This window comes from Streptomyces sp. NPDC058697, assembly GCF_042715345.1.
Lineage (GTDB): Bacteria > Actinomycetota > Actinomycetes > Streptomycetales > Streptomycetaceae > Streptomyces > Streptomyces liliifuscus.
Window position 1 is genome coordinate 27,544 of sequence record NZ_JBHXSU010000017.1, and the last position, 26,950, is coordinate 54,493.

Genomic DNA, 26,950 nt, shown 5'->3' on the forward strand with positions numbered 1-26,950 from the left:
TCACTCCCGTAGTGGGTGGGGGATTGGGGGCTCAACCAGATTCACACGGACCGACAAAGCGCGCATTTCGATCAGTAACGGTCAGTTACCCACAGTGTTCCGTGCCTGCTCATCGGCCTCTCCCCCGGCCCCGACGAGCCCTTTGGACACCTGCCCCACCCGCGGAGCGAACCGCCTCATCTCCCGCTGCCCCACCGCCCCGATGATCCCCGGCAGATACCCGCGTACGCCCTGCATCCCCCGCAGCCACCACTGCCCGTACACATGGCTGGACCGCCGCTCGATCCCGGCCACGATCCGGTCGACGGCCGGCCCGAGCGGATACGTCTTGTTCGCGGGCCACGGCAACCGCTGCCTCAACTCCCGCATGACATCGTCCTGATCGGCCCCGCGCACCATGTCGGTGTCGGTCCAGGACAGATACCCGACACCCACGCGTACGCCCTTGTACCCGACCTCGGCCCGCAGGCTGTGCGCGTACGCCTCGACGCCCGACTTGGACGCGCAGTACGCGGTCATCATCGGCGCGGGCGTGATCGCGGCGAGCGAGGCGATCTGCAGCAGATACCCGCGGCTCTCCATCAGTACGGGCAGGAACGCCCGCGCGGTCATCGCCGACCCGATGAGGTTGACCTCGATGACCCGCCGCCACGCCTGCGGGTCGGAGTCGACGAAGGGACCCCCGTTGGCGACCCCGGCGTTGGCGACGACGATGTCGACCTTCCCGAACCGCTCCTTCACCTCCGCCGCGACCCGGGCCATCGCCTCGTGGTCGGTGACGTCGGCGTACCAGTGCCCGCTCTCGCCGTGCAGCCGATCGGCGACCTGCTTCAGCGCGTCCGGCTCCAGACCCACGAGCGCGACGGTGGCACCGCGGGCGGAGAGCTTGCGGGCGAGGAGTTCCCCGACGCCCCGCGCGGCCCCCGTGACAACGGCGACCTGCCCTTCCAGGCTGACCCTGCTCATGCGCCCTCCTTCTGCTGAATCCGTTGAACGCCTGTGTACGTGGAGACGAGTTCCCGTATCCGGGTGATGACCAGCTCGGGCGCCTCGACCGGGGTCATGTGCCCGAGCCCGGGCAGTTCGGTGGAACCGACGCAGTGCGGCAGCGCGGCGACGAGTGCGCGCGCGTGCACGACGGGTGTCATCCGGTCGGCCGTCCCGACGACGACCGCGGCCGGCACGCTCAACTCCCTTACGCGATGGTCGAGATCGAGTGTGTCGAGCACATGCGACCAGGCATACCGCACCTTCCGCGGGCAGGCGTGCACGATCCGCGCGCACGCCTCGACCATGCCGGGCGCCGAACCGGGCCCCATCGTCGCGTACTTGAGGATCCGCCGGGCGAGCGGTGTGACGGGCCCGAGCGGAGCCCGCGAGCCGAGCACCTTCCTGGTCAGCCAGGTCCGCGACCGCCCGGCCCGCATCGGCACCACCAGCGACTCGGCGACCAGCCGCGAACTGCCCGTACTGCACAGCAGCACGGCACCCGCGTGCTCCCGGAACCGGTCCCGCCCGGCCGCGGCCATCAGTGTCATCCCGCCCATGGAGTGCCCGGCCAGAACGGCCTTCTCCCCGGGCGCGAGCGTGGCCGCGAGCACGGCCTCCAGATCGTCGGCGAGCGCGTCCGCACTGCACGCGGGGCTCGCGGGACTGCGCCCGTGCCCCCGCTGGTCGTACGCGATCACGCGATGGTCGGCGGCGAGATCCCTGATCTGCGCCGCCCAGAAGGCGGTCGAGCACGACCACCCGTGCGCCAGCACCACCGCGGGCGCGTCCTCGGGCCCGTGCACCTCGACGTGCAGCCGGGCCCCGTCCGCGGAGACTGCGGTCAGCTCACGCGCGGGAACGGGAGGCGCGTACGGACCGGACTTCACATGCATCAGCCGGCTCACGCGCCCGCCTCCACCCTCTTCTTCGTACGACGCTTGGGTGCCGCCTCCGGCTCGGGCGGCGGCCGCAGCAGGTCGTACTCCGCCAGGTCCACGCGCCGGGTCGCGCCGCGGAACTCCGTGGTCGTGCCGGGCCAGATGGTCGTGTTGACGCCGTTGTCGTCGAGGTACCAGCTGGTGCAGCCGCCGGTGTTCCAGACCGTGCGCTTCATGCGCTCCTGGACGCGGTGGTTCCAGGCGTCGACCGCGCCGGGCCGTGCGTCGAGGGCGGCACGCCCGCCGAGCACGTCCAACTGCCGCAGGTAGTCGGCCATGTAGTTGAGCTGGGACTCGATCATCAGGATCATGCTGGAGTTCCCGAGGCCGGTGTTCGGCCCGATGATCGTCATCCAGTTGGGGAATCCGGCCGCCGTCGCACCCCGCAGGGACTTCATGCCGGACCGCCACGCCTCGGCAAGCGTTTTGCCCTCCGCCCCGACGACCCGGTCGGCGATCGGCATGTCGGTGACGTGGAAGCCCGTACCGAAGACGATCGCGTCGACCTCGGCCTCGGTCCCGTCGGCGGCCACGACGGTCGACCCGCGGACCTCGCCGAGCCCGCTCGCGACCACGTCCACATTGGGCTGCGCGAGGGCCGGATAGTACGTACTGGACAGGAGGATGCGCTTGCAGCCGATGCGGTAGGACGGGGTCAGCCTGGCCCTGAGCTCGGGGTCCTTGATGGCCCGGCTCATGTTCCGCTTGGCCAACTGCTCAACAACTCCCAGCTCGCCCGGCCGCTTGGTGAACGCCTGGACCTGCAACTCCCGCAGACCCCACAGGAGTCCGCGCCGGGCCTGTGAGGTGAAGGGCAGCTGCCGGTGGAGCCAGCGCTCGGCCCCGCTGATGGCCCGGTCGACGCGGGGCATCACCCAGGGCGGGGTGCGCTGGAAGAGGGTGAGTTTCTCGACGTCCGGCTGGATGCTCGGCACGATCTGGATGGCCGAGGCCCCCGTACCGACCATCGCGACCCGCTTGCCGCGCAGGTCGTAGTCGTGGTCCCAGCGGGCCGAGTGGAAGACCTTGCCGGGAAAGGTGTCGAGGCCGGGAACGTCCGGGACCTTGGGATCGGAGAGCGGCCCGGTGGCGGACACGACGACGTCGGCGGTAAGGGTCCCGCTGCTGGTCTCGATAACCCACCTCAGCCGCTCCCCGTCCCAAGTCATCATCTTGACCTCGGAGTTGAAGCGGAGATGCGACCGGAGCCGGAAGACGTCGGCGACGTGCTCCAGATAGGCGCGGATGTGCTCCTGCCCGGAGAAGGTGCGAGGCCAGTCGGGATTGGGCGCGAAGGAGAACGAATAGAGATGGGACGGCACGTCACAGGCACAGCCGGGATAACTGTTGTCCCGCCAGGTCCCGCCCACGCTGTCGGCCCGCTCCAGGACGACGAAGTCGGTGACGCCCTCGCGGCGCAACCGCACAGCGGCTCCGAGCCCACCGAAGCCGGAGCCGATCACCGCCACCCGTACATGCTCGTGCTCGGTCATCCCGACGCCTCCATTGCCGCGTACGACGCTGCCGACTCCGCCAGTGAACACTGGCGCAATGGGAGCGTAGAGCAGCTCCATACTGATGGGTAGGGGTCGGGGGGAAGGAAAGTTACCGACGGTACGACATAGGCTTCCGGCGTGGCGGACAAGCGGGAGTACCGAATGGAGGAGCTGGCCAGGGAGGCCGGCATCACCGTGCGCACGCTGCGCTTCTACCGCGAGCGCAAACTGATCCCGCCACCACGCCGCGAGGGCCGCATCGCCTGGTACGACGAGGACCACCTGGCCCGCCTGCGCACGATCGCCGCGCTCCTGGAGCGCGGCCACACCCTCAACGGCATCGCCGAACTCGCCGAGGCCTTCGACCACGGCCGGGACGTCGGCGAACTCCTGGGCCTGGGCGCGCCCACGGAGGAGACCCCGGTCCGCCTCTCACCGGAGGAACTGGCGGACTTCTTCGGCGAGGAGGCCACCCCGGAGAACCTGTCGGCCGCGCTCGACCTCGGCTACCTCGGCACGGACGGCACGGACCTCGTCCACATCAGCCGCCGCCTGCTGGACACCTCGGCGGCACTGGTCCGCGAGGGCATCCCACTCGCGGACGTCCTGGCCGCGGCCCACCGAGTCCGCGACCACGCCGACGCCCTCGCCGAACTGTTCACCGACCTCGTCCTCACAACCGGAACGGCCAACCGCACCCCGGAGGACCTCCAGCGGCTGCGCCCCCTGGCGAAGAACGTGGTGGAGGCGGAGCTTTCGATGGCGCTGGACCGGCGGCTCAGCCGACGACCGCAACCCTGACGCCTGCCGCCAGGCAGGGGACGGACGACCGAACCGGCAGAGAGTTCCAGTACCTGACTCCCGGAATGTTCATCCCATCGAGGTACTTTCCAACCAATCGAAGACAAACCTCAGTTCGCACTCCGAGAGTGAGATCGAAAAGGCCCCGGCGGCTGTCCTACCAGCCCCGGGGTATGGCCGACACTTCACGGAACGCCGACGTGCCCAAGACTAGTCCGCACTCGTCCCAGCCGACTTCGAGTCCCACCGAATACCCGCGAGCTCTCGGCTCGGTGCGCCTCGGCTACCTCACCGAAGTCACCACCTCTCCCGGCAGGCAGCGCACTGCGATCCAACTGTGCACCGAGCAGCTGGGTTTCGCACTGATCGCCGAAGCCACAGATCTCGGAGTATCTGCGCACAGGATGTCCCCCTTCGAAAGGCCCTCCCTGTCGTCCTGGCTACGGCGCCCGGACGAGTACGACGCCATCGTGTGGGCACATGTGGACCGCGCCGTACGATCCGTTGCGCACATGTCCGAGTTGATCGAGTGGGGCCAGAAGCGCGCGAAGACACTCGCCGTCGGGACGCCCGGAGAGCATCAGCCACTTGTGGTCACGCCGCAGGCGGATGGCGACGCCGTCCGCCGATGCATGAATCTGGCCTACGCCCTCGAGCAGGAGACCCTCGCCGTTTCCACTCGGCTCGCCGGCACCCACGAAGTACTGCGTGAGCAACCCTGACGCCTGCCGCCCCGGAGACGATCGCAATCGTCCGCGCGATTGTGGACGACGTACATTCGGGACTGTCCCTGGTCGCCATTGCCCACAAGCTCGAAGCGACGGATGTTCCGGTGCCACGAGACCGCCATGCCCAACTCCAGGGGCGCCCCATGGGTGGGCGGCGCCACGGACGTGACTTCGAGCGATTCCGCTGGACGGCCGGAAGCCTGTCCAAAATCCTCCGTACACCAGCGCTGATGGGGCACCGCGTACACAGAGGGCAGACCGTCCGCGATGCCGCAGGCTCACCCGTACTGATCGGGCCGCCACTGCTCACCGAGGAGGAGTTCCAGGCTCTGCAGGACATCCTCCGTGCCCGCTCGAATGGGGCTCACCCCAAGCGCCGAGAGACATCCCTGCTGATCGGAGTCGCGCACTGCACCGGATGCAGCGGTCGCATGTATTCGCCTCACGAAAGGCGTACGCATACGGCGACTACGCCTGCCGCGCTGCTGCCCGTGGCACGACCTGCCCTGCCCCCGCCGCCATCCGCGCCGACTGGCTGGACGACTACACCGTCGGCCGCTACCACGAGGCATTCGCCGTAGAGGGCGAGGTGACTCGGGAACAACTCCTCAGGGATGGAGTTCACGTCGCAGTCGCCAAGGGAAGGTCTGGTGGTGGACCGGCCCGTCTGGTCGGACCGGACACATCACGGCTGACATTCACTGTCGTGGGCTCCCTGCCAGATCAGCTACAGCCCTGAGCCGGATGGGGCGTACAGATCCGGTGCGCCCCACACCGTTCTCCTCACATCTCGAAGACGGCTGTCACTGGAGCATGGTCCGACCAGCGCTCCTCATGGCTGGCGGCCCGTTCCACATATCCCTTGACCGCACGCCTGGCGAGCCCAGGAGTCGCGACGGCGAGGTCGATCCTCCAACCTGAATCGTTCTCGAAGGCCCGCCCCCGGTACGACCACCACGAGTACGGCCCCTCCGCGTCCGGATGCAGCGCGCGTACGACGTCCACGTACCCGCCCTCCGTCTCGTCGAGGACGCGGCCGAGCCACTCGCGCTCCTCCGGCAGGAAGCCGGAGTTCTTCTGGTTGCCGCGCCAGTTCTTGAGGTCGGCCCGCTGGTGGGCGATGTTCCAGTCGCCGCAGACGACGACCTCGCGTCCGTCGGCGGCGGCGCGCTCGCGCAGGTTCTTGAGGTGGGCGAGGAACTCGTCCATGAACCGGATCTTCTCGTCCTGCCGTTCGGTGCCGACCTCGCCGGAGGGCAGGTACAGGCTGGCGACGGTGACGCCGGGCAGGTCGGCCTCGACATACCGTCCGCTGCCGTCGAACTCGGCGGACCCGAAGCCGACCTGGACGCGGTCGGGCTCGCGGCGCGTGTAGAGGGAGACGCCGGCCCGGCCCTTCGCGGCGGCGGGCGCGTGCACGACATGCCACCCCTCGGGCTGCCGTACGCCCTCCGGGAGTTGCTCCGGCTCGGCCCGTACCTCCTGGAGGCACAGCACGTCGGCGGACGTCTCCGCCAGCCACTCCACAAAGCCCTTCTTGGCGGCGGCCCGGAGCCCGTTCACATTCACAGAGGTCACAGTGAGCACGCGGGCACGATACCGGCACACTGGTACGGGCACCCCGCCCGCCCGAGCCCTTAACGTGGACGGGCGGACGCACCGCACGCCGCCATCCCACCCACCGCATAGAAGTACGATAACCAGCATGAATATACGCCGGGTCGCTTTCGACCACCCCGACGCCGTCAAGCTCAACGACCAGGTGCAGGCCGAGTACGCCGTGCGCTACGGGGACGAGGGTGACGTCACCCCGCTCGACGCGTCGATGTTCGCACCGCCGATCGGCCTGTACCTGATGGCGTACGACGTCCAGGGACGCCCGGTGGCCACGGGCGGCTGGCGTACCCAGGACGAGAACGACGAGGGCTATTCGGACGGCGACGCCGAGCTGAAGCGGATGTACGTGGTCGACGAAGCCCGGGGCAACGGGCTCGCCCGCCGCATCCTGGCCGCCCTGGAGGACGACGCCCGCGCGGCCGGCCGTATCCGCATGGTCCTGGAGACCGGCAACAAGCAGCCCGAGGCCATCGCCCTCTACGCCTCCAGCGGCTACGAGCCGTGCGTCAAGTTCGGCCACTACCGCTTCCACGAGGACAGCCGCTGCTTCGCGAAGCTTCTGTGAGGACTCCGGCCCGGCGCGGGCGGGGCCACTAGCCTGTCGTGATCATTCACAACACTTCACGACCGGGGGACCCATGACTTCGCGCCGCCGCACGCCCGGACTTCTGCGAGCCGCCGTGCCCTTCACCGCCCTCGCACTCGCCCTCACCGCGTGCTCCGACGGCGGAACCGAGGCGTCCGGCGCGGACGACAAGGGCGGCTCCGCCGAAGCCGCGGGCGTCATCTCCCTCAAGTCGGCGCAGGCCGTCCTGCTCAACTACGCGAAGGTCAACAACGCGGCCAACGCCGCGCAGGCCCCGGACAGAACGGCCGAGGTGGAGGGCGGCGCGCTGCTCCAGCAGAGCCAGGCGACGTTCACGCAGTTCAAGGCCCTGCCGAAGGACGAACAGGCGAGCTTCAAGACCCCCTTCCACTACCCGGTCGAGGGCGCCCGCTTCTACATCCCCCGCAAGGGTTCGCCGCAGGTCTTCATGGTCGACACCCGGGTCACCGGCGAGGACATCGAGAAGGACCGCCGCCGTCTCCTGGTCTTCGAGCACGTGAAGGACTACGAGAAGGGCAAGAACAAGGGCGCCGAGTGGAAGGCGGTGTCCGTCGGCGAGGCCGAGGGCAAGCTGCCGGCCGTCGCCCGCGACGACGACGGCTTCGTCACCGTCCTCAAGGCCTCGGACACCGTCGGCAAGGTCAAGCTCGACGACCTGCGCGACCTGTCCAAGGACTTCTACGTCACGGGCGGCAGGAAGGCGGGCGCGAGCTTCGTGAACACCGCGTCCGTGAAGGCCTGGAAGAAGTCGTACACGAACCGCGCAGCCTTCGACGACGGTTGCGTCGACGGCGAGTACGAGCCCGGCTTCACGGCGGCCGAGACGGCGTACGGCCTGAAGACCACCGACGGCGGCGCGCTGGCCCTGTACGACTTCGGCGTCGACTACCGGAACTGGCCGAAGGCCGAGGGCCCCCGCTGTGCCACCCAGCTGGACATCGAGAACCTGCCCACGGTCACGGACATCTACCTGGACGGCAGGACCAGCACGAGCGGCCTCACCCGCACGAACTCCCTGATCACCATGGCCGTGATCCCGGCATCCGGCACGGACATCCGCGTCACGGGATACCACCTGCAGATGGTCAACGCGAAGTAGCGAACGGGCCGGGCGGCGAACACGCCAGAGCCCCAGCCGGTGATACCGGCTGGGGCTCTGATCTGTGCGTGGACCTGTGGGGATTTGAACCCCAGACCCCCTCGATGCGAACGAGGTGCGCTACCAGACTGCGCCACAGGCCCTTGCAACGAGTGAAACTCTAGCATCCCCGTCAGGGTGCTTGGAAATCCGTTCCCGGGGCCTCACCCGCTGGTCAGGAGCGGGCCCGCGACGGGAGTTCTGAGGCACCGTCACTCGTTGGCCGCGCGCGGCCGGTCGCCGTCCTCGTACTGGTCGAAGAGGGGCGTGCGGCCACGTTCGCGGGCGCGCCGGGCCGAGGCCGCGCGCCGGGCGTCCGCGGCGCTGTCCGACGCGTCGTCCGCATCGTCCGCGCCGTCCGTGTCCTCCGTGTAGGACCCGCCGAGCTCCTCCCCCGCCTCGGCCGTGGGACCGTCGGCGTTCGGTTCGACCGTGCTGGACCGGGCCGAGCTCCAGGCGTCGGGGCCGCCCAGGTCGACGTCGGACGTGGCGCGCGGGGCGACCGGGGCAGTCACGTACGTCGGCAGCGGTACCGGGACGGGGTCCCAGCTGTCGCCGCCGGCGGGGCCGCCGCGGCGCTCGCGCTGCTGGTCGACCCACTCGGCGTGGTCGGTCTGCTCGACGAGGGCACGGCGGTCGGCGGCGAGCGCGGACAGACCGGGATCGGTGTCGGCCTCGGGTCCGTCCTCCGGCTCGTCGGCGGCACCCGGGTCGGTGGGCGGCCGCCGCCTGGGCTGCCGCTCCCGCAGCCGCTGCGCCGCGACCTCGGCCCGCCTGCGGTCCATCACGTAGGTGAAGCGCCGCCGCTCCTGGGAGCGCAGATAGGCGATGTAAACGCTCAGCATCACCGCGGGCACCCCGGGCGCCCACAGGAACGCGAGTCCGCCGACCGCCGCGACGACCGCGCCGAGCGTGAAGGCCATGAAGAGCATCATCGTCGTACGCCGTCGGCGCGCGAGCACCTTCGAGCGCCGGGCGCGCGCCGCGGCCTCCGCGGCGGCGGCCCGCCTCGCGGGGGACGACGCGGAGGAGCCGGACGACGCGGAGGAGCCGGACGACGTCGGCTTCCGCTTGGCGCCCTGCCGGGGCACCGGCCGTCCGTCCGCCGCACGGCCGGATTTCGCCGCGGGGTGGGCGGCGCCGGCCGGGGAGCCGGGCTTGGGCACCGTCGCGGACACCTGTCTCGACGCCTGCCGAGCCGCCTGTTCCGATGCGTGCCTGGGCGCCTGCTTCGATGCCTGTTTCGGCGACTGCTTCGAAGCGGGCTGCGCCTGTGCCTGCCCCTCGGACCGCGCCTCGTCCCGCACGTCCCGACCGTCACGCCGTGCATCCCGTACGTCTCGTGCATCCCGTACGTCGTCGGCGTCGGCCGGTGCCTCGCGACGCGTCGGAGGCATGGCGAAGGCCCGGACGTCCACCGAGTCGGTGACGCCGTCCGGGTCGGCGTGGTGCTCCCCCTCTTCGGCGGAGCGCGCCCGCAGGTCCTTGGCGTACCGGCGCTCCATGCCCGCCCGGCCGGACAGAAGCCGGATGGCGGTGCTGAAGCGTTCCGTCGGACGGGCCTCATTCAGCTCGTCCTGCCTACGGAGCCACATAGGCACCAAGTAGGCGGCCCAGGCCCCGACAATGACTGCGTAGATGAGGCCGCTGCTGCTCACGCCTCACACGGTAGAGGGGTTTGCGTGAGGCCATCTGCCAATTGAGCCGGTGTGTCGCACGATCTGGCTGATATTTCGAGCTTTTTTTGTGACCGATGCGATCAGCAGGCCGCCAGGGGCGCGAAATTAATGCCCGAGGATGGTCGATCGCCGATCATTTTCGAACACCCATTTCATTTACGCGGTGTTCCGGGGCGTGTCCCGCGGTGAGTTTTCGGACGTGTTCCGCGAGCGTGTCCGGCGCCAGCGGGCCAGCAGTCCTTCGGGCACCTCTTCGGCCGTGAGCGCGAAGACGAGGTGGTCACGCCAGGCGCCGTCGATGTGGAGATAACGTGGACGAAGGCCTTCGTCACGGAATCCGAGTTTCTCCACGACCCGTCGGCTCGGCCCGTTCTCGGGCCGAATGCAGACCTCGATGCGGTGCAGACCAACGGTTCGGAAGCAGTGGTCGGACACAAGCGCCACGGCCGTCGGCATCACTCCGCGACCGGCGACCGCCTCGTCCACCCAGTAGCCGATATGGCCCGAGCACATCGAGCCCCAGGTGATTCCGGCGACCGTCAACTGCCCGACGAGCCGCCCCTGGTACTCGATGACGAACGGCAGCATCCGCCCCGAGTTCGCCTCGGCGCGCAGATGCCGGACCATCTGGCGATAGGTCGGCCGGTGGGCGATCGGCCCGCTGGGCGTGGGCGGCGGGATGGTCGCCTCCCAGGGGCGCAGCCAGTCCCGGTTACGGCGGTTCACGTCGCGCCAGGCCCGCTGGTCGCGCAGCTTTATGGGCCGGAGGACCACATCGCCGTCCACCAGCTCGACCGGCCAGGATGGGCTGTTCAGCTCGCACCCCCACTGCCGCTGGGTCTGGGGTGGTCGCCGCCGCGGATCTGGTCGACGGCGTGGACGAGGAGGGGTTCGAGGACGGCGAGACCGTCCCGCACCCCGCCGGTGGAACCGGGAAGGTTCACGATCAGTGTGCTCTCCGCGACCCCGGCGAGCCCCCGGGAGAGCGCCGCGGTGGGCACCTTCTCCCTTCCGAACGCCCTGATGGCCTCGGGAATGCCCGGCACCTCGTACGTGATCACCTTCCGCGTGGCCTCGGGGGTGCCGTCGGTGGGTGAGATGCCCGTGCCGCCGGTGGTCACGATGACGTCGTACCCGGCCGTGACACCCACCCGCAGGGCGTTCTCGACGGGGTCCCCGTCGGAGACCACCCACGGCCCGTCGACCGCGAAGCCGAACTTCTGGAGCCCCTCCGCGATCAGGGGCCCGCCCCTGTCCTCGTAGACACCCGCCGCCGCCCGGTTCGAGGCCGTCACGACGAGGGCGCTGTACGGGGCGGTCAGGGCGCCGCCGGCCGGCAGCTCGGCCGGTGCTGCCGGTGCCGCCGTCATGCCCGGCTCCAGTCGCCGGACTTGCCGCCTGTCTTCTCCTCCACGCGTACGTCCGTGATGACCGCCCCCTTGTCGACCGCCTTGACCATGTCGATCACGGTGAGAGCCGCGACGGTGACCGCGGTGAGGGCCTCCATCTCGACGCCCGTGCGGTCGGTGGTCTTCACGGTGGCCAGGATCTCGACGGCGTCGTCCGCGACCGACAGATCAAGCTTGACACCCGACACTGACAAAGGGTGACAGAGCGGGATCAGATCGGGGGTGCGCTTGGCTCCCATGATGCCCGCGATGCGCGCGGTGGCGAGGGCGTCGCCCTTGGGGACCCCCTCGCCGCGCAGCAGCTCGATCACGCGGGGCGAGACGAGGACGCGACCGCTCGCGCGGGCCGTGCGGGCGGTCACGTCCTTCTCGGACACATCCACCATGCGGGCTGCGCCCGCCTCGTCGATGTGGGTCAGTCGGTCCTGCGTACTCATGATGGCTGGGGCGCTCCCGGTCGGGCCTGTTGTGCGCGACACGGTACCCCCAAGTCGGGGCCTTCAGCCGAGGAGGACCACGTCGACCTCGGTGCCGGGCTCCACGGACTCGTCGGACTCGGGGACGACGATCAGCGCGTTCGCGTGCGCGAGGGCCGCGATCAGGTGGGATCCGGCGCCGCCGACGGGGGTGACCTCCCCGTCCGCGTACCGTCCGCGCAGGAATTGACGGCGTCCGGCGGGCGAGGTGAGCGCCTTGTCCGTACGCAGGGTCGCCCTGGTCATGGACCGGTGGACGTCCTCGACGCCCATCAGCGTGCGGATCGCGGGGCGCACGAACAGCTCGAAGGACACGTACGACGACACGGGGTTGCCCGGGAGCGCGAGCAGCGGGGTGTGGTCGGGGCCGATGGAGCCGAAGCCCTGGGGCTTGCCCGGCTGCATGGCGAGCTTGCGGAACTCGATGCCGCTGCCCGCCTCGTCCTCGTCGCCGACGGAGGACAGGGCCTCCTTGACGACGTCGTACGCGCCGACGCTGACGCCCCCCGTGGTGACCACGAGGTCGGCGCGGATGAGCTGGTCCTCGATGGTGGCGCGGAGTGTCTCGGCGTCGTCGGCGACCGCGGCCACGCGGTAGGCGATCGCGCCGGCGTCACGGGCGGCGGCGCACAGCGCGAAGCTGTTGGAGTCGTAGATCTGGCCGGCGCCCAACTGCTCGTCGGGCTGGACCAGTTCGCTGCCGGTGGACATGACGACCACGCGCGGGCGCGGGCGCACCCGGACGGTGCCCCGGCCGATCGCGGCGAGCAGGCCGATCTGCGGCGGGCCGAGGACCGTGCCCGCGGAGAGGGCGCGGTCGCCCGCCTTCACGTCGCTGCCCTTGGCGCGCACGTGCGCGCGTGCCGGTGCCGAGCGGTGGACGTGGACCTGGCCGGAGGCGCCCTCGGGGGACGCGCTGCGGGCGCGCATCCCGGAGACGGGGCCCTCGCCCAGGCCGCCGTCGGTCCACTCCACGGGGACGACGGCCTCGGCGCCGGGCGGCAGCGGGGCGCCCGTCATGATGCGGGCGGCCTGGCCGGGTCCCACGTGGAGCAGCTCGGACTCACCCGCCGCGACGTCGCCGACGACCGTGAGCACGGCCGGGTACTCCTCGCTCGCGCCCGCGACATCGGCGACCCGGACCGCGTACCCGTCCATCGAGCTGTTGTCGAAGGGCGGCAGGGAGACCGGCACCGTGACGTCCTCGACCAGGACGCAGCCCTGGGCGTCGAGGAGCTGCAGCTCGATGGCTTCGAGGGGGCGGACGGTCGCGAGGATGTCCTCCAGGTGCTCGGACACCGACCAGAGGTGGTCCTGGCCGGTGACGCGGGTGGCGGCGCTGCTCAAATTGCTACATCTCCTCGGTGACGTAACTGCGAAGCCAGGTCCGGAAGTCCGGGCCCAGGTCTTCACGTTCGCACGCGAGTCTGACAATGGCACGCAGGTAGTCGCCGCGGTCGCCGGTGTCATAGCGGCGGCCCTTGAAGATCACGCCGTGCACCGGGCCGCCGACCTTCTCGTCGGCTGCGAGCTGCTGGAGGGCGTCGGTGAGCTGGATCTCGCCGCCGCGGCCGGGCTCGGTCTTTCGCAGTATGTCGAAGACGTGGGGGTCCAGGACGTAGCGGCCGATGATCGCGTAGTTGCTCGGGGCGTCGGCGGCGGCCGGCTTCTCGACCAGGTCGTGGACCTTGACGACGTCGCTGTCGTCGGTGAGGTCGACGGCGGCGCAGCCGTAGAGGTGGATCTGCTCGGGGGCGACCTCCATGAGGGCGATCACGCTGCCGCCGTACTGCTCCTGGACGTCGACCATGCGCTTGAGCAGCGGGTCGCGCGGGTCGATCAGGTCGTCGCCGAGGAGCACGGCGAAGGGCTCGTGGCCGACGTGCGGGGCGGCGCAGAGCACGGCGTGGCCGAGGCCCTTGGGGTCGCCCTGGCGGACGTAGTGCATGGTGGCGAGGTCGCTGGACTCCTGCACCTTGGCGAGCCGGTCGGCGTCGCCCTTCTTCTGAAGGGCCGATTCCAGCTCGTAGTTGCGGTCGAAGTGGTCCTCGAGGGGGCGCTTGTTGCGGCCCGTGATCATGAGGACGTCATCGAGGCCCGCGGACGCGGCCTCCTCGACCACGTACTGGATCGCCGGCTTGTCGACGACCGGCAGCATCTCCTTGGGAGTGGCTTTGGTGGCCGGCAGGAACCGGGTTCCGAGGCCTGCTGCGGGGATGACAGCCTTGCTGATCCTGGGGTGTGCCTGAGTCATGCCCGACACCATATCCGGTGCCTTTGTATGGAATCTGTGGCTCCGGTTAATTCGCTCTCATATGAGCGCATTGTGAAGGGTACGGAACAAGCCTATGAGCCACCTGGGACCAGAACCGGAGTCTGGCAAGCGAGTGTTGCGGCGAGAGTTCCTCACGGTGAGAAGCCGGTATACGGCCGATGACGTGCGGGAAACCGGGACCGCACTCGCCGCCCGCGCCCTGGAGCTGCCCGAACTGGCGCACGCGCGCACGGTGGCAGCTTACGTGTCCGTGGGGAGCGAACCGGGCACCCGTGCGCTCCTCGACGCACTCCACGCGCGCGGCGTGCGCGTCCTGCTCCCGGCGCTCCTCGCGGACAACGACCTGGACTGGGGCGCGTACGCCGGAGAGGGCTCGCTCGTCGTCGTACAACACCGGGGAAAGATGGCCCTCCTGGAGCCCGCGGGCGAGCGCCTGGGCCCGGACGCCGTGCTCGCGGCCGACGCCGTGCTGCTGCCGGGCCTGGCCGTGGACGCGCGCGGGATGCGGCTCGGCCGCGGCGGCGGATCGTACGACCGGGTGCTGGCGCGGCTCGACCGCGCGGGGGCGGATCCGGCCCTCGTGGTGCTGCTGTACGACTCCGAAGTGGTCGACCGCGTCCCCGAGGAGCCGCACGACCGGCCCGTGCACGCGGTGGTGACCCCTTCGGGAGTACGCCGCTTCCGCCGGCCCTCTCCGTAGGGACCTCTTTGCGCCCGTAGAGGCCCCTTTGCGCGAAACGGCCCTCCACGCGTGCGTGGAGGGCCGTTCTCATGTGGTGCTCAGGACTTCAGGACCAGCGTGTCCGACGTCTTCGCGTCGACCGCCCGCTCCTTGTAGGCCCACGGCAGCAGCTCACCCTTGATCCACTTGCCGGTCTGATCGATGTAGTGGGCGCTGTAGGCGTGCCCGGAGGCACCGGTGAGGTTGATCCACTTCGACTTGTCGAAGTCCTCCAGGTTCACCACCATGCGCATCGACGGCACCCAGACCACGGAGTAGCCGCCCGCGGCGTTCCAGCCGGTGGCGTTCACCGCCGCCTCGCCGCCGCCCATGTTGTACGGGCCGCGGTTGAGCATGTACTTCAGGAAGCCGGGGCCTTCGAGGCCCAGGGTCTGGTTCTTGAGGTAGAGCCGGTGCAGTCGGCCCCAGTTCCAGCTGTCGATGTCCTTGCCGAGCTTGGCGGTGAGCTCCCAGCGGGCGTCCGTGAGGGCCCGCTTGAAGAGCTCGTCGCGGGTGTCGACGGCGTCGTCGGTACGCGTCTTCGGCGCCGACCACCAGGCGTTGTCCTCGTCGTCGAGAATCTTGCGCACCACCTCGAACCAGCGGTCGCCGCCGTCCGGCTGCGCGCTGTCGGCGTCACGCTGACCGCACTCGCGCACCCGCTGGTCCTCGTCGGCGGGACCGGTGGAGTCCACCGGCTCGACGTTCAGGCACTGGCCCTCGACCCGCAGCTCCTTGGGCAGCTTGTTGCCGAAGGCGAGCTTGAGGATGTTGCGCCAGGTCGCGTTGAAGTACGCGGCCGCGGCCGAGTCGGCGTCCTGGGTGTAGTTCCAGCCCTCCAGGAGCTTCTGCGCCTCACGGACGTGCTTGTCGGCCACGTCGATCTTGAGCAGCTTGGGCACCAGGAGCTTGGCGATCTCGCTGCTGTTGTCGAGCTGCATCTGGCGCATGTCGTCGGTCGAGATCTTGCCGCCGCCCTTGATCTTCGACTCGATGAGATCGGCGATCCGCTGGCTGCGCGTGCCGTAGCCCCAGTCCGTGGTGAGCGTGTACGGGTACTTGTCCTTGTCGACGACGGCCTGGTTGGCGGTCACGATGTAGCCGCGATCGGGGTTGTACTCGTAGGGCAGCTCGGCCTGCTTGATGTAGCCGGTCCAGCGGTACTTGGAGTCCCAGCCGGGCGAGGGGAGCGAGCCGTCGCCCTCACCGCGGATCGGGATCCTGCCGGGCAGCTGGTAGCCGATGTTGTCGTCGGTGTCCGCGTAGGTCAGGTTCTGCGACGGCACGTCGAAGAGCGTGGCCGCCTTGCGGAACTGCGTCCAGTCGGTGGCCTTGTTCATCGCGAACACGGCGTCCATGGAATTGCCCGGGTCCAGGGCGGTCCAGCGCAGGGAGATGCCGTAGCCATCGCCGCGGTCGGGTGCCGCGCTGTCGACGGTGGCCTTCTTGCCGACCTTCACGAGCTCGTCGTCGCGGTCGGACAGCAGCGGTCCGTTGTCGGTCTCCCTGACGACGATGGTCTTGGCCTTGCCGCCCGCGACGTTGATCGTCTCCTCGCGGGTGGTGAACGCCTTCACCTTGTCGTCGTACTCGTAGCCGTTCCCGGTGAGCTTCTCCAGGTACAGGTCGGTGACGTCGGCCCCGGAGTTGGTCATGCCCCAGGCGATGGACTGGTTGTGGCCGATGACCACGCCCGGCATGCCCGCGAAGGTGTACCCGGAGACGTCGTACTGGCACTTCTCGGAGACGCTTCTGCAGTGCAGGCCCATCTGGTACCAGACGGACGGCAGCGAGGCCGAGAGGTGCGGGTCGTTGGCGAGCAGCGGCTTGCCGGTGATGGTGTGGGTGCCCTTGACGACCCACGAGTTCGAACCGATGCCGTTGCCGTTCACGCCGACGGCCTCAGGGACGTCGTCGAGCACCTTGTAGAGGCCCGACAGCTGGCTCTGCAGCCCGGAGGGGGCCTCTTCGTTGTTCGCGAGCCCGGTGCCCGCCGAGGACTGCGTACCGCCGGTACCGGTGCTTGTGTCGCTGTCCTGCTGGTACTCCCCGGTGGCGCTGTCGTACTGGCCCTCCTGCACGATCGGCTTGTTCCGGTCGTACGGGTACTGCGGGTACAGGTCGGCGATCTGCTGCGGGCCCAGGCGGCTGGTCATCAAGGAGCGGTCGATCTCCTCCTGCATGTTGCCGCGCAGGTCCCAGGCCATCGCTTTGAGCCAGGCCACCGAGTCGACCGGGGTCCACTCCTTGGGCTTGTAGTCGTTGGAGAAACCGAGGGCCGCGTACTCCAGCGAGATGTCCCCGCCGTCCTTGCCCTTCAGGTACGCGTTGACCCCCTTGGCGTATGCCTGGAGGTACTTCTTCGTCTCCGCGGAGAGCTTGGTCTCGTACTCCTTCTCCGCGACCCGGTGCCAGCCGAGCGTGCGCAGGAACTCGTCCTCGTCGACCTGGCTCTCGCCGAACATCTCGGAGAGCCTGCCGGCCGTCATGTGACGGCGTACGTCCATCTCGTAGAACCGGTCCTGCGCCTGGACGTAGCCCTGCGCCATGAACAGGTCCGCGTCGGTCGAGGCGTAGATCTGCGGGATGCCGTAGCCGTCGCGCTTGACGTCCACGGGGCCCGACAGACCGTCGAGCGTGATGGAACCCTTGGTCTGGGGGAAGGAGGCACGGACGGTGCTGATGCTCCAGAACGACCCGTAGGCGATGCCGCCGATGATGGCCAGAACCAGGACGATCAGGATCAGACGGGCTCTGCGCCCCTTCTTCCTGCCGGACTTGCCGGGCTTTTGACCGGAAGATGCGGTGGTGTTGGGGGGCATCGCTGTCCTTGCTGTCCTCACGCGAGCGGCAGGCGGGCATGTCCATTTGACTGAGCGCTGGAGCAACCATAGGCGCAGGGCCAACTCGGGCTTGACGCGGAGTCGGGAACCCGGGCGGACGGGAGTTCGATCTTGCCTTGCCGAGTGTCAAGAAAGCGTCAAGAGTTAGGTAAGGTAACGAAGTAGTTGAACCATCGGGCCGGCCGAATCGGCCACGGTTGCACCGAACACGGTGATCCGGCCGATCGAAGCGGTCCAACTGGTCAAAGTGATCCACCCGGAACGGCGAGAAGGGAACAGCCGCTGACTGTCCACCACCTCAACCAGCTCCTGCTCGTCTGCTCGCTCGTTCTGCTCGTCGCGGTGGCAGCGGTTCGGATCTCGTCGCGCAGCGGGCTCCCCAGCCTGCTCGTTTACCTGGGCATCGGCGTCGCCATGGGCCAGGACGGCATCGGCGACATCCACTTCGACAACGCGGAGATGACCCAGGTCATCGGGTACGCGGCCCTGGTCGTGATCCTGGCCGAGGGCGGCCTCGGCACGAAGTGGAAAGAGATCAAGCCCGGGCTGCCGGCCGCCTCCTCGCTGGCGCTGGTCGGCGTCTCGGTGAGCGTCGGCATCACCGCGACAGCGGCCCACTACTTGATCGGGCTGGAGTGGCGGCAGGCGCTCATCATCGGCGCGGTGGTGTCCTCGACGGACGCGGCGGCGGTCTTCTCCGTGCTGCGGAAAGTGCCCCTCCCCGCGCGCGTGACGGGCATCCTGGAGGCCGAGTCGGGCTTCAACGACGCCCCGGTGGTCATCCTCGTCGTCTCGTTCTCCATGACCGGCCCGGTGGAGCACTGGTACCACCTGCTCGGCGAGATAGCGCTGGAGCTGTCCATCGGAGCGGCCATCGGCCTCGCGGTGGGCTTCCTGGGGGCGTACGGACTGCGGCATGTGGCGCTGCCCGCCTCCGGCCTCTACCCGATCGCCGTGATGGCGATCGCGGTCACGGCGTACGCGGCCGGGGCGCTGGCCCACGGCAGCGGCTTCCTCGCCGTGTACCTGGCCTCGATGGTGCTGGGCAACGCGAAGCTGCCGCACTGGCCCGCCACCCGCGGCTTCGCCGACGGGCTCGGCTGGATCGCCCAGATCGGCATGTTCGTGCTGCTCGGGCTGCTGGTCACACCGCACGAGATGGGCGACGACATCTGGCCCGCGCTCGTCATCGGGCTGGTGCTGACCATGGTGGCGCGACCGCTGAGCGTCGCGGTGGCGCTGGCCCCCTTCCGCATGCGCTGGCAGGAACAGGCCCTGATGTCGTGGGCCGGGCTGCGCGGCGCGGTGCCCATCATTCTGGCCACGATCCCGATGGTGAGCGGCGTCGAGGAAAGCCGTCGCATTTTCAACATCGTCTTCGTACTTGTCGTCGTCTACACCCTCGTCCAGGGGCCCACGCTCCCCTGGACGGCCCGGAAGCTGGGGGTGTCCAAGTCCCCCTCGGAGACCGCCGACCTGGGGATCGAGTCGGCACCCCTGGAGCGGCTGCGCGGACATCTGCTGTCCGTCGCGATCCCGGAGGGGTCGAAGATGCACGGCGTCGAGATCAACGAGCTGCGGCTGCCCGCGGGCGCGGCCGTCACGCTGGTCGTCCGCGGTGGAGAATCGTTCGTTCCGCTTCCTACGACCGTGCTTCGGCTCGGTGACGAACTGCTCGTGGTGGCCACCGATCCCGTCCGGGACGCCGCCGAGCAGCGGCTGCGGGCGGTGGGTCAGGGGGGCAAGCTGGCGGGGTGGCTGGGGACTGGTGGGAACGGGGCCGGGGATTGATCCTCGGCTCCTTGACTCTCCGACTGGTCGGCTCCCTGCGCTTTGGGTCCCTGACTTTCGGGCTCCTTGGCTTTCGGGCACCTCGGCCCGGTGAGTATTCGCAGGCGTCGGCCAGAAGAGTGCTGGATTTCATAGGGGTGCAGTCGCTTGGGCCTGTATCATCAAGGCGCATCTTGATCTAACCAACTCTGCCTGACGCAGAGCTGGCGCGACCGTATGGCGGCCGCGGTGCCCTCAGGCGGGCGGCCCGGCATCTACCGCAGTTCCGCGCAAGAGGACAGCTCTCGGCGCCTCCAGCCCCGTAAAGGGGCTGCGCTACCAGGCGGCAGAAAGGCACGGGCCGTGGCATCCACGGTCACCTCGGAGTCCCCCGGGACTCCTGTCTCCTCCCGCCCGGGATACGGACAACTGCTGCGTACGCGCGGCGCGTGGACGTTCCTGCTTCCCGGCTTCGCCGCGCGGCAGCCGTTCGCGATGCTGACCATCTCCATCGTGCTGCTCGTCCAGCACACCACCGGCTCGTACGGGGCCGCCGGCGCCGTCGCCGCGGTGACCGGCGTCTCCCTGGCACTGTTCGCGCCCTTCACCGGCCGCCTCGCCGACCGTCACGGCCAGCGGGCCGTCCTGCTGCCCGGCGTCCTCGTCCACACGCTGGCGGGGCTCTCCCTGACCGCCCTGGCGCTCTCGGACGCGCCTCTGTGGGCGCTCTTCGTGGCCGCCGTGCCGACGGGCGCCTCGGTGCCGCAGATCGGGCCCATGGTGCGGGCCCGCTGGGGCGTCAAGCTCCAGGACTCGCCTCTGATGACGACCGCCGCGGCCTTCGAGTCCGTCACCGACGAACTGACCTTCGTGTTCGGGCCGCTGCTGGCGACCGCGCTGTGCACCGCCGTCGACCCGGCCGCCGGTCTGCTCACGGAGGCCGCGCTGACCCTGGTCGGCGGTCTGCTGTTCGCCGCCCAGCGCGGCACCCAGCCGGCCGTGGCTCTCAAGGGGCACGCGCGCGTGAAGCACGCCTCCGCCCTGTCCGTCCCGGGCGCGCGTGTGCTGATCGTGGCCTTCCTCGGCATCGGCGCCGTGTTCGGCGGCATGCAGGTCTCGCTCGCCGCGTTCAGCGAGTCCATCGGCGAGCCCGGTCTGAACGGTGTCCTGTACGGGACCTTCGCCGCGGGCAACATGCTCTCCGGCGTCGTCTGCGGCGCGATCGCCTGGAAGGTCGCCCCGCGCCGCCGCCTCGTCGTCGCGTACGCCGCCCTGGGGCTTGCCGCCTCCGGGCTGTGGGCCGCCCAGTCGGTGGTCGTCCTCGCGGGGGTCGGTCTCCTCGTCGGTGTGTGCATCGCTCCCGCGCTGATCACCGGCTACACCCTGGTCGACGGGCTCGTGCCCGCGGGCGCCCGGACCGAGGCCTTCACCTGGCTCACCGGAGCGGTCGCGCTCGGGCAGGCGGCCGCCGTCACCGTCGCCGGACAGATGGAGGACCGCCTGTGGGACGGTGCCGGATTCCTCGTCCCGATGGGCGGCACGCTGCTGGCCCTGGCGACCCTCGTGACCCTGCGTTCACGGCTCTCGCCCCGGGGCGTGAGCCGGACCGTCGCACGTGGCGTGGGTCACCGAGTGCCGGTGGCAGTGGACTGATCCCGAGGAATACGTCACTATGGACCGTCGTTAGCACTCACTGAGTGAGAGTGCCAGGAGGAAGACAAGTGCCGACCTACCAGTACCAGTGCACCGAGTGCGGCGAGGGCCTCGAGGCGGTGCAGAAGTTCACCGATGACGCCCTCACCGTGTGCCCGAGTTGCGACGGACGCCTGAAGAAGGTGTTCTCCGCGGTCGGCATCGTCTTCAAGGGCTCCGGCTTCTACCGCAACGACAGCCGCGGTTCGTCGTCGAGCAGCAGCCCGGCGCCGGCCACGAAGTCGTCGGCCGGATCGGCCGGATCATCCGACTCGAAGACGTCGTCCTCGTCGGACTCCTCGTCGTCGGGCTCCAAGTCGGACTCGAAGTCGTCGTCCACGAGTTCGTCCTCCGGCAGCAGCAACGCCGCGTAACGCTCTCGCGCACAACGGATCTTCGCCCACGAACCCTGTCGTCCTACGACGGCAGGGTCTTTGGCGTTTCCGGGCCCGGCTGGGGTGCCGTTCATGTTTCCGGGCCCGGCTGGGGTGCCGTTCATGTTTCCGGGCCCGGCTAGGGTGCCGTCCATGGTGAACACGGAGAGCGTCGAGATCGGCGTCATCGGCGGGTCGGGCTTCTACTCCTTCCTCGACGACGTGACCGAGATACAGGTGGACACGCCGTACGGAGCGCCCAGCGACTCCCTGTTCCTCGGCGAGATCGCCGGGCGGCGGGTCGCCTTCCTTCCCCGCCACGGGCGCGGCCACCATCTGCCGCCGCACCGCATCAACTACCGCGCCAATCTGTGGGCGCTGCGGTCCGTCGGGGCGCGTCAGGTGCTCGGGCCGTGTGCGGTGGGCGGGCTGCGGCCGGAGTACGGGCCTGGGACGCTGCTCGTGCCGGACCAGTTCGTGGACCGTACGCAGTCCCGGGCGCAGTCCTACTTCGACGGGCTGCCGTTGCCCGGAGGTGACGTGCCGAACGTTGTCCACGTGTCCCTTGCCGATCCGTATTGCCCCATCGGGCGGGGGGTCGCTCTGGAGGCGGCGCGGGGGCGGGACTGGGAGCCTGTGGACGGCGGGACGCTGGTCGTCATTGAGGGGCCGCGGTTCTCGACCCGTGCGGAGTCGCTCTGGTATCGGGCGCAGGGGTGGTCCGTGGTGGGGATGACCGGGCATCCGGAGGCTGCGCTCGCTCGTGAACTGGAGCTTTGTTATACGTCGTTGACGCTGGTCACCGATCTCGATGCGGGGGCCGAGAGCGGGGAGGGCGTCTCGCACGAGGAGGTGTTCAAGGTGTTCGCGGCGAATGTAGATCGGTTGCGGGGGGTTCTGTTCGATGCGGTGGCGGGGCTGCCTGCTGACGCTTCGCGGGATTGTCTGTGCATGAGTGCGTTGGGTGGGATGGATACGGGGGTTGCGTTGCCGTAGGGGGCGCGCCGGGTGCCGGGTGGTACGCGGCGCGTTGTCTTGGGGCGCGGGCCGTGCCGGTACGTCGAGCCCGCCGCGTGCCGGGTATACGGCTGTGGGTCTGGAAGGTGCTGCTTGCCGGAGGAGCCCTATGCGGCGGGCTTTCGACGTACCGGCACGGCCCGCTCCCGTGCGTTGTCGGCTGCGGGTCCGGAACCTTCCGTTCGGGTGAGGGGGTTGTCCACAATCTGGTGGTCGTCCACTGGGCTCGGTGGGATTCCTCAGGAAGGCGCAGGCTGGGGTCGCAAGCAGATCTTTCGACCACAGGTGGTGGCAGCCGTGTCGCAGCTTTCTTCGTTTTCGCGTCCGTTGGGCACGGATGTGCCCGGCACTTGTGAGGTGCCGCATTTCGCTCCTGTGCGGGTGCGGGGTGGGCAGTATCAGGTGCGGCGGCTCGTTCGGCATCGGCGGCGGGCCTTGGCGGTCGGTCTCGCGGTGACCGCCGTGGCGCTCGTCTCGGCGGGGCCGAGGGAGAGAGATACCGAGGCTCGGGGGGCGCCTCGGGGGCGTGCGGTGGTGGATGTTGTGCGGGAGCGGTCCGTTGAGATGGTTGCGGCGCCTGTGCGGATTGCTGATGGTGCGACCGTGCGGTTGCTCAGGGCGGGGGACCGGGTCGACGTCGTTGCGGCGGAACAGGGTGCGGTGGGGCCTGGTGACGCTCGCGTGGTCGCGCGTGGTGCGCGGGTGACGAAAGTGCCCGAGTCGCCGGACAGTGTGTCCGAGGGTGGGGCGTTGGTTGTGCTGTCCGTGCCTCGGCGGACGGCCACGTTGCTGGCCGGGGCCGGCGCGACCTCGCGGTTGGCGGTGACCCTGTGCTGACCATGGCCAGGATGGCTGCCGTCGGGCTGTCAAGTCCCTCGTTGGAGTTACAGAATTGGACAGCGTTGCCGCGCCTTGACGTAGGTTGCGGAGCTGTTGATTCCACAGTTTGTGCGGCTGAAGAGGGGCTCCCTGGTGAGCGAGCAGAAGAAGGATCCGAGCGTCTGGGACGGCTTCAAGGCCTTCCTGATGCGCGGGAACGTCGTCGATCTGGCTGTCGCGGTGGTCATCGGCGCCACCTTCACCAACATCGTCAACTCCGTGGTGAAGGGCGTGATCAATCCGCTGGTCGGCGCGTTCGGCACCAAGGACCTCAACCAGTACAGCTCGTGTCTGAAGGACCCGTGCCGGTTCGACGAGGCGACGGGGACCACGACGAGCGGTATCCCCATCATGTGGGGCACGGTCCTCAGCGCGACGCTGACCTTCGTGATCACCGCGGCCGTCGTCTACTTCCTGATGGTGCTGCCGATGTCCAAGTACCTCGCCAAGCAGGCGGCCCGCCAGAAGGCGAAGGAGGGTACGCAGGAGGTGATCGAGGTGAGCGAGCTGGAGGTTCTGAAGGAGATCCGCGACGCCCTGGTGGCCCAGCGCGGCTCGGGGCACAACGAGCAGTAGCCGCGGTATTCGCCGTACTGGCGGCCGTCCGTCGAGGGTCTCGCCGCGGCTGCGGGTCGCTGGGCTCGGCGGTGGTGCGGGGTCAGATGTGGTGGGGCGGCTTTTCGTCCAGGAAGCGGGCCAGGTCCGCTGCCGCGCTGTCGCCGGTGGGCCGCTCGCCCCAACCGCGGTCCGTGTCGTCGGCGGACGGCCGGCTCAACGGGTCGTCGAAGACCAGCGCGGCCTTGGGGTCACGTGGCTCGGCGTCGGGGCTGGGGGGCGGGGCGGGGGTAGCGCTCATGCGTCCAGGGTACGGGTCCGGGCCCGGGCTCGGTCCGGACTCGGGGGGCGGGGCCGGGCGGGAGTCAGGGGGCGGGTCTCGGCGTGCTTCTGGATTTTTGGGGCGTTTCTGCTGTGCTTGGGCGCATGACGCCCGATGCCTCTTCCGAATCCGGTCCGCACCGCTCCCGAACCGTCCCCTCACCTCGGCCGCTGCGCAGGATGACCGCGCGGGGGCGGGACGAGGCGCACCGGGTCGCGTCGCCGCTGGAGCTGTTCTTCGATCTGTGTTTCGTCGTGGCCATCGCCCAGGCGGGAGTGCAGCTGGTGCACTCCGTCGCGGAGGCGCACGCGGCCGAGGGCATCCTGAACTACGCGATGGTGTTCTTCGCCATCTGGTGGGCGTGGATGAACTTCACCTGGTTCGCGTCGGCGTACGACAACGACGACGTGCTGTACCGGGTCGTCACACTGATCCAGATCGCCGGTGTGCTGGTGCTGGCAGCCGGGGTCTCCAAGGCGTTCGAGGACCACGACTTCCTGCTGGTCCTGGTGGGCTACGTGATCATGCGGATGGCGCTGACCGTGCAGTGGCTGCGCGCGGCCCGGAACGCGGACGGCGCCGAGCGGCGGATGGCGTTGCGGTACGCGGGCGGGGTCGTGGTGTGCCAGGTCGGCTGGGTGGGGCTGGTGCTCCTGCCGGAGTCCGGCCGGCCGTGGCTGTTCCTGGTGATGGCGATCGCCGAGATGTGCGTCCCGCTGCTGGCGGAGAGGGAGTTCAGCACGGTCTGGCATCCGCACCACATCTCCGAGCGGTACGGGCTCTTCACGATCATCGTCCTCGGCGAGACCATCGCCGCGGCCACGATCGCGGTGAAGGTGGGGGTGGACGAGAACGACGCGTTGGGCGAGCTCCTCCCGATCGCCTCGGGTGGGCTGCTGATCATCTTCGCTGCGTGGTGGATCTACTTCGTCGTACCGATCCACGGCCATCTCAGCTCCAGCAGGAAGGCGTTCCTGTGGGGGTACGGCCACTACGTGATCTTCGCGTCGGCGGCGGCGATCGGTGCCGGTCTTGAGGTCGCGGTGGAGCAGGCGGTCGGCAAGGCGCACATCTCCACGGTGGCGGCGTCGGCCGCGGTAACACTTCCGACGGCGTTGTTCCTCCTGACCGTCTGGGTGCTGCACGCCCGCCACTACAAGGTGGGCACGGCGCAGCAACTGGTGCTGCCGGTCACGGCGTTGGCGGTGGCCCTGTGCACGTTCCTGGGTGACTGGGCGGTGCTCGCGGCCGGTGTGGTGGCCGCGCTCGCGGTGGTCGTGGGGGTGACGCTGAGCGCCCGGATGGCCGCGCGGGAGGAGAGGGGGGAAGCCGTGGCGGGCGCGTCGGCCTCGTAGGGCGGGTCGACACTGGGCTTATGACAGTTGACGCTCTGACGGATGTGGCCGGGCTGCGTGTGGGGCATGCCACGAGGATCGGTGACGGTTGGCTCACCGGTACGACGGTTGTCCTCGCCCCGGAAGGCGGCGCGGTCGCCGCGGTGGACGTGCGCGGTGGCGGGCCGGGTACCAAGGAGACCGACGCGCTCGATCCGCGCAATGTGGTGCGGAAGGTCGAGGCGCTCGTACTGACCGGTGGCAGCGCGTACGGGCTGGACTCGGCGACGGGTGTGATGGCCTGGCTGGAGGAGCGGGGGCGCGGGGTGCGGGTCGGGCCCGATCCGCGGCAGGTGGTGCCCGTCGTGCCGGCGGCCTGTGTCTTCGACCTCGGCCGGGGCGGCGACTTCCGGGCAAGGCCGGACGCGGCGGTCGGCCGCGAGGCGGTGGAGGCCGCGGCTGCGAGCGAGCCGGGCGCGCGAGTTCCTGAGGGGTCCGTGGGCGCCGGGACGGGGGCGGCCGTCGGAATGATGAAGGGAGGGGTCGGTACCGCGAGTGCCGTGCTCGAATCGGGTGTCACGGTGGCGGCGCTGGTCGTGGCCAACGCGGCGGGGTCGGTGGTGGAGCCGGAGACAGGGGCGTTGTACGGGGAGTTGGTCCAGGGGCTGTTGGCCTGTCCGGCCGAGGAGGTTCACGAGGCCGCGCGGGTGCGGCTCGCCGAGGCCGCTGCGAAGAACAACCTTCCCCCGCTGAACACCACCCTCGCGGTGGTCGCCACCGACGCCGACCTGTCGAAGGCGCAGGCCCAGAAGCTGGCCGGCACGGCACACGACGGCATCGCGCGTGCTGTCCGGCCGGTGCATCTCCTCCACGACGGCGACACGGTGTTCGCGCTCGCCACGGGGGCGCGTCCCCTCGCGGAGGAGAACCCGCTGGCGCTCAACGAGATCCTCGCCGCCGGCGCGGACCTGGTGACACGCGCGATCGTCCGCGCGGTACGGGCCGCCGAGTCGGTGGAGGGCCCGGGAGGGATGTGGCCGGCGTACGGGGAGCTGTACGGGCAGCGGTAGCGGGAGGGGATGGAATGGGCGGAGGCGGGAGGGCCGCCAGGTCCCCATGTCCCTGGTCAAACTGCCGACGCCCAGGCCGCGGAAGGCGTCGAAGTCGATCACGTGCAGGCCCTGCGTCTCGCTTCCGTTCGGCATAGCACAGCGCTGAGCTGCCCCGTGCACGTTGCGGAGAGCTCTTCCGGCTCGAGTGAAGGCGGTGCTCAAGCGCCGAATCCGCGG

At 69.7% G+C, this 26,950-nt stretch carries 26 protein-coding genes and 1 tRNA gene; 14 read left to right on the plus strand and 13 right to left on the minus strand.

Features of this window, described 5'->3' with window-relative positions; translation table 11 throughout:
* Positions 1 to 81: 81 nt before the first annotated feature.
* The 3 genes from ACFWXQ_RS32100 to ACFWXQ_RS32110 are packed head-to-tail and all read right to left on the minus strand — an operon-like array spanning position 82 to position 3,421.
* Positions 82 to 966: an SDR family oxidoreductase gene (locus ACFWXQ_RS32100; protein WP_383941562.1), complete on the minus strand. Its 885-nt coding sequence runs from the start codon at positions 964 to 966 to the stop codon at positions 82 to 84.
* Positions 963 to 1,895 carry an alpha/beta fold hydrolase gene (locus ACFWXQ_RS32105; protein WP_383941565.1) on the minus strand — a complete coding sequence of 311 codons (933 nt, stop codon included), beginning with the start codon at positions 1,893 to 1,895 and terminating at the stop codon, positions 963 to 965. The genes ACFWXQ_RS32100 and ACFWXQ_RS32105 overlap by 4 nt, the downstream gene beginning before the upstream one ends.
* Entirely contained in the window at positions 1,892 to 3,421 is a 1,530-nt protein-coding gene (locus tag ACFWXQ_RS32110; RefSeq protein WP_383941568.1) for a flavin-containing monooxygenase, read from the minus strand. The genes ACFWXQ_RS32105 and ACFWXQ_RS32110 overlap by 4 nt, the downstream gene beginning before the upstream one ends.
* A gap of 165 nt (positions 3,422 to 3,586) precedes the next feature.
* Between ACFWXQ_RS32110 and ACFWXQ_RS32115 the strand changes: the two genes are divergently transcribed.
* From ACFWXQ_RS32115 to ACFWXQ_RS32125, 3 genes are all read left to right on the plus strand, one after another.
* Positions 3,587 to 4,225, plus strand: a complete 639-nt coding sequence (locus ACFWXQ_RS32115) for a MerR family transcriptional regulator (RefSeq protein ID WP_383941638.1) — start codon at positions 3,587 to 3,589, stop codon at positions 4,223 to 4,225.
* Between the two features lie 173 nt (positions 4,226 to 4,398).
* Complete coding sequence (locus tag ACFWXQ_RS32120) at positions 4,399 to 4,947, plus strand: recombinase family protein (RefSeq protein WP_386269720.1); 549 nt, start codon at positions 4,399 to 4,401, stop codon at positions 4,945 to 4,947.
* A gap of 41 nt (positions 4,948 to 4,988) precedes the next feature.
* The gene (locus ACFWXQ_RS32125) at positions 4,989 to 5,534 is read left to right on the plus strand and encodes a recombinase family protein (RefSeq protein WP_383941574.1); all 546 of its coding nucleotides are present in this window, start codon (positions 4,989 to 4,991) and stop codon (positions 5,532 to 5,534) included.
* A gap of 202 nt (positions 5,535 to 5,736) precedes the next feature.
* Here ACFWXQ_RS32125 and ACFWXQ_RS32130 read toward each other — a convergent pair whose 3' ends face one another.
* Positions 5,737 to 6,561, minus strand: coding sequence for an exodeoxyribonuclease III (locus ACFWXQ_RS32130; RefSeq protein WP_383941577.1), 825 nt, complete (start codon positions 6,559 to 6,561; stop codon positions 5,737 to 5,739).
* Between the two features lie 97 nt (positions 6,562 to 6,658).
* Here ACFWXQ_RS32130 and ACFWXQ_RS32135 point away from each other — a divergent pair, with 97 nt between their 5' ends.
* Together ACFWXQ_RS32135 and ACFWXQ_RS32140 are read left to right on the plus strand one after the other, a co-directional pair.
* The gene (locus tag ACFWXQ_RS32135; protein WP_383941580.1) at positions 6,659 to 7,135 is read left to right on the plus strand and encodes a GNAT family N-acetyltransferase; all 477 of its coding nucleotides are present in this window, start codon (positions 6,659 to 6,661) and stop codon (positions 7,133 to 7,135) included.
* 73 nt (positions 7,136 to 7,208) lie between these two features.
* Positions 7,209 to 8,276: a hypothetical protein gene (locus tag ACFWXQ_RS32140; RefSeq protein ID WP_383941583.1), complete on the plus strand. Its 1,068-nt coding sequence runs from the start codon at positions 7,209 to 7,211 to the stop codon at positions 8,274 to 8,276.
* Positions 8,277 to 8,345: 69 nt separating this feature from the next.
* Here the strand turns inward: ACFWXQ_RS32140 and ACFWXQ_RS32145 are convergent.
* The 7 genes from ACFWXQ_RS32145 to galU form a co-directional block, all read right to left on the minus strand.
* Positions 8,346 to 8,419 (minus strand) — tRNA-Ala (locus ACFWXQ_RS32145).
* A 108-nt stretch (positions 8,420 to 8,527) separates the two neighbouring features.
* Positions 8,528 to 9,973: a gephyrin-like molybdotransferase receptor GlpR gene (glpR, locus tag ACFWXQ_RS32150; RefSeq protein ID WP_383941586.1), complete on the minus strand. Its 1,446-nt coding sequence runs from the start codon at positions 9,971 to 9,973 to the stop codon at positions 8,528 to 8,530.
* 177 nt (positions 9,974 to 10,150) lie between these two features.
* The gene (locus ACFWXQ_RS32155; protein WP_055615847.1) at positions 10,151 to 10,780 is read right to left on the minus strand and encodes a GNAT family N-acetyltransferase; all 630 of its coding nucleotides are present in this window, start codon (positions 10,778 to 10,780) and stop codon (positions 10,151 to 10,153) included.
* Between the two features lie 26 nt (positions 10,781 to 10,806).
* Positions 10,807 to 11,364 (minus strand): molybdenum cofactor biosynthesis protein B, encoded by a 558-nt coding sequence (locus ACFWXQ_RS32160; protein ID WP_383941589.1) that lies wholly within the window; start codon positions 11,362 to 11,364, stop codon positions 10,807 to 10,809.
* Positions 11,361 to 11,840 carry a cyclic pyranopterin monophosphate synthase MoaC gene (gene moaC, locus ACFWXQ_RS32165; protein ID WP_143638866.1) on the minus strand — a complete coding sequence of 160 codons (480 nt, stop codon included), beginning with the start codon at positions 11,838 to 11,840 and terminating at the stop codon, positions 11,361 to 11,363. The genes ACFWXQ_RS32160 and moaC overlap by 4 nt, the downstream gene beginning before the upstream one ends.
* A 63-nt stretch (positions 11,841 to 11,903) precedes the next feature.
* Positions 11,904 to 13,226: a gephyrin-like molybdotransferase Glp gene (glp, locus tag ACFWXQ_RS32170; protein ID WP_383941594.1), complete on the minus strand. Its 1,323-nt coding sequence runs from the start codon at positions 13,224 to 13,226 to the stop codon at positions 11,904 to 11,906.
* 4 nt (positions 13,227 to 13,230) lie between these two features.
* Positions 13,231 to 14,133 carry a UTP--glucose-1-phosphate uridylyltransferase GalU gene (gene galU / locus ACFWXQ_RS32175; protein WP_383941597.1) on the minus strand — a complete coding sequence of 301 codons (903 nt, stop codon included), beginning with the start codon at positions 14,131 to 14,133 and terminating at the stop codon, positions 13,231 to 13,233.
* A gap of 94 nt (positions 14,134 to 14,227) precedes the next feature.
* On the opposite strand from galU, the gene ACFWXQ_RS32180 reads away from it, so the two are divergent.
* Positions 14,228 to 14,854 (plus strand): 5-formyltetrahydrofolate cyclo-ligase, encoded by a 627-nt coding sequence (locus tag ACFWXQ_RS32180; protein WP_383941600.1) that lies wholly within the window; start codon positions 14,228 to 14,230, stop codon positions 14,852 to 14,854.
* Between the two features lie 80 nt (positions 14,855 to 14,934).
* Here ACFWXQ_RS32180 and ACFWXQ_RS32185 read toward each other — a convergent pair whose 3' ends face one another.
* The gene (locus tag ACFWXQ_RS32185) at positions 14,935 to 17,697 is read right to left on the minus strand and encodes a penicillin acylase family protein (protein WP_383941603.1); all 2,763 of its coding nucleotides are present in this window, start codon (positions 17,695 to 17,697) and stop codon (positions 14,935 to 14,937) included.
* A gap of 303 nt (positions 17,698 to 18,000) precedes the next feature.
* Here ACFWXQ_RS32185 and ACFWXQ_RS32190 point away from each other — a divergent pair, with 303 nt between their 5' ends.
* From ACFWXQ_RS32190 to mscL, 6 genes are all read left to right on the plus strand, one after another.
* On the plus strand, positions 18,001 to 19,509 hold the full coding sequence (locus tag ACFWXQ_RS32190; protein ID WP_383941641.1) for a potassium/proton antiporter: 1,509 nt from the start codon (positions 18,001 to 18,003) through the stop codon (positions 19,507 to 19,509).
* A 342-nt stretch (positions 19,510 to 19,851) separates the two neighbouring features.
* Positions 19,852 to 21,141 (plus strand): MFS transporter, encoded by a 1,290-nt coding sequence (locus ACFWXQ_RS32195; protein WP_383941606.1) that lies wholly within the window; start codon positions 19,852 to 19,854, stop codon positions 21,139 to 21,141.
* Between the two features lie 68 nt (positions 21,142 to 21,209).
* Positions 21,210 to 21,554, plus strand: coding sequence for an FmdB family zinc ribbon protein (locus tag ACFWXQ_RS32200; RefSeq protein ID WP_383941607.1), 345 nt, complete (start codon positions 21,210 to 21,212; stop codon positions 21,552 to 21,554).
* 153 nt (positions 21,555 to 21,707) lie between these two features.
* Positions 21,708 to 22,550 carry an S-methyl-5'-thioadenosine phosphorylase gene (locus tag ACFWXQ_RS32205; protein WP_383941609.1) on the plus strand — a complete coding sequence of 281 codons (843 nt, stop codon included), beginning with the start codon at positions 21,708 to 21,710 and terminating at the stop codon, positions 22,548 to 22,550.
* A 306-nt stretch (positions 22,551 to 22,856) separates the two neighbouring features.
* Positions 22,857 to 23,408, plus strand: coding sequence for a hypothetical protein (locus ACFWXQ_RS32210; protein ID WP_383941645.1), 552 nt, complete (start codon positions 22,857 to 22,859; stop codon positions 23,406 to 23,408).
* 132 nt (positions 23,409 to 23,540) lie between these two features.
* On the plus strand, positions 23,541 to 24,026 hold the full coding sequence (gene mscL, locus ACFWXQ_RS32215; protein ID WP_383941648.1) for a large conductance mechanosensitive channel protein MscL: 486 nt from the start codon (positions 23,541 to 23,543) through the stop codon (positions 24,024 to 24,026).
* Between the two features lie 82 nt (positions 24,027 to 24,108).
* On the opposite strand, the gene ACFWXQ_RS32220 is transcribed toward mscL, so the two are convergent.
* Positions 24,109 to 24,306 carry a hypothetical protein gene (locus ACFWXQ_RS32220; protein ID WP_383941612.1) on the minus strand — a complete coding sequence of 66 codons (198 nt, stop codon included), beginning with the start codon at positions 24,304 to 24,306 and terminating at the stop codon, positions 24,109 to 24,111.
* A gap of 125 nt (positions 24,307 to 24,431) precedes the next feature.
* On the opposite strand from ACFWXQ_RS32220, the gene ACFWXQ_RS32225 reads away from it, so the two are divergent.
* Positions 24,432 to 25,682, plus strand: coding sequence for a low temperature requirement protein A (locus tag ACFWXQ_RS32225; RefSeq protein ID WP_383941615.1), 1,251 nt, complete (start codon positions 24,432 to 24,434; stop codon positions 25,680 to 25,682).
* A gap of 20 nt (positions 25,683 to 25,702) precedes the next feature.
* Positions 25,703 to 26,731: a P1 family peptidase gene (locus ACFWXQ_RS32230; RefSeq protein ID WP_383941618.1), complete on the plus strand. Its 1,029-nt coding sequence runs from the start codon at positions 25,703 to 25,705 to the stop codon at positions 26,729 to 26,731.
* Positions 26,732 to 26,950 lie beyond the last annotated feature (219 nt).

What these genes read in the sequence shown, in the direction of transcription:
- galU (WP_383941597.1), bottom strand. Translation starts at nt 14,133, where the DNA reads ATGACTCAGGCACACCCCAGGATCAGCAAGGCTGTCATCCCCGCAGCA.
- ACFWXQ_RS32160 (WP_383941589.1), bottom strand. Translation starts at nt 11,364, where the DNA reads ATGACGGCGGCACCGGCAGCACCGGCCGAGCTGCCGGCCGGCGGCGCC.
- ACFWXQ_RS32220 (WP_383941612.1), bottom strand. Translation starts at nt 24,306, where the DNA reads ATGAGCGCTACCCCCGCCCCGCCCCCCAGCCCCGACGCCGAGCCACGT.
- ACFWXQ_RS32135 (WP_383941580.1), top strand. Translation starts at nt 6,659, where the DNA reads ATGAATATACGCCGGGTCGCTTTCGACCACCCCGACGCCGTCAAGCTC.
- ACFWXQ_RS32120 (WP_386269720.1), top strand. Translation starts at nt 4,399, where the DNA reads ATGGCCGACACTTCACGGAACGCCGACGTGCCCAAGACTAGTCCGCAC.
- moaC (WP_143638866.1), bottom strand. Translation starts at nt 11,840, where the DNA reads ATGAGTACGCAGGACCGACTGACCCACATCGACGAGGCGGGCGCAGCC.
- ACFWXQ_RS32100 (WP_383941562.1), bottom strand. Translation starts at nt 966, where the DNA reads ATGAGCAGGGTCAGCCTGGAAGGGCAGGTCGCCGTTGTCACGGGGGCC.
- ACFWXQ_RS32180 (WP_383941600.1), top strand. Translation starts at nt 14,228, where the DNA reads ATGAGCCACCTGGGACCAGAACCGGAGTCTGGCAAGCGAGTGTTGCGG.
- ACFWXQ_RS32115 (WP_383941638.1), top strand. Translation starts at nt 3,587, where the DNA reads ATGGAGGAGCTGGCCAGGGAGGCCGGCATCACCGTGCGCACGCTGCGC.
- ACFWXQ_RS32140 (WP_383941583.1), top strand. Translation starts at nt 7,209, where the DNA reads ATGACTTCGCGCCGCCGCACGCCCGGACTTCTGCGAGCCGCCGTGCCC.
- ACFWXQ_RS32185 (WP_383941603.1), bottom strand. Translation starts at nt 17,697, where the DNA reads ATGCCCCCCAACACCACCGCATCTTCCGGTCAAAAGCCCGGCAAGTCC.
- ACFWXQ_RS32225 (WP_383941615.1), top strand. Translation starts at nt 24,432, where the DNA reads ATGACGCCCGATGCCTCTTCCGAATCCGGTCCGCACCGCTCCCGAACC.
- ACFWXQ_RS32230 (WP_383941618.1), top strand. Translation starts at nt 25,703, where the DNA reads ATGACAGTTGACGCTCTGACGGATGTGGCCGGGCTGCGTGTGGGGCAT.
- ACFWXQ_RS32205 (WP_383941609.1), top strand. Translation starts at nt 21,708, where the DNA reads ATGGTGAACACGGAGAGCGTCGAGATCGGCGTCATCGGCGGGTCGGGC.
- ACFWXQ_RS32110 (WP_383941568.1), bottom strand. Translation starts at nt 3,421, where the DNA reads ATGACCGAGCACGAGCATGTACGGGTGGCGGTGATCGGCTCCGGCTTC.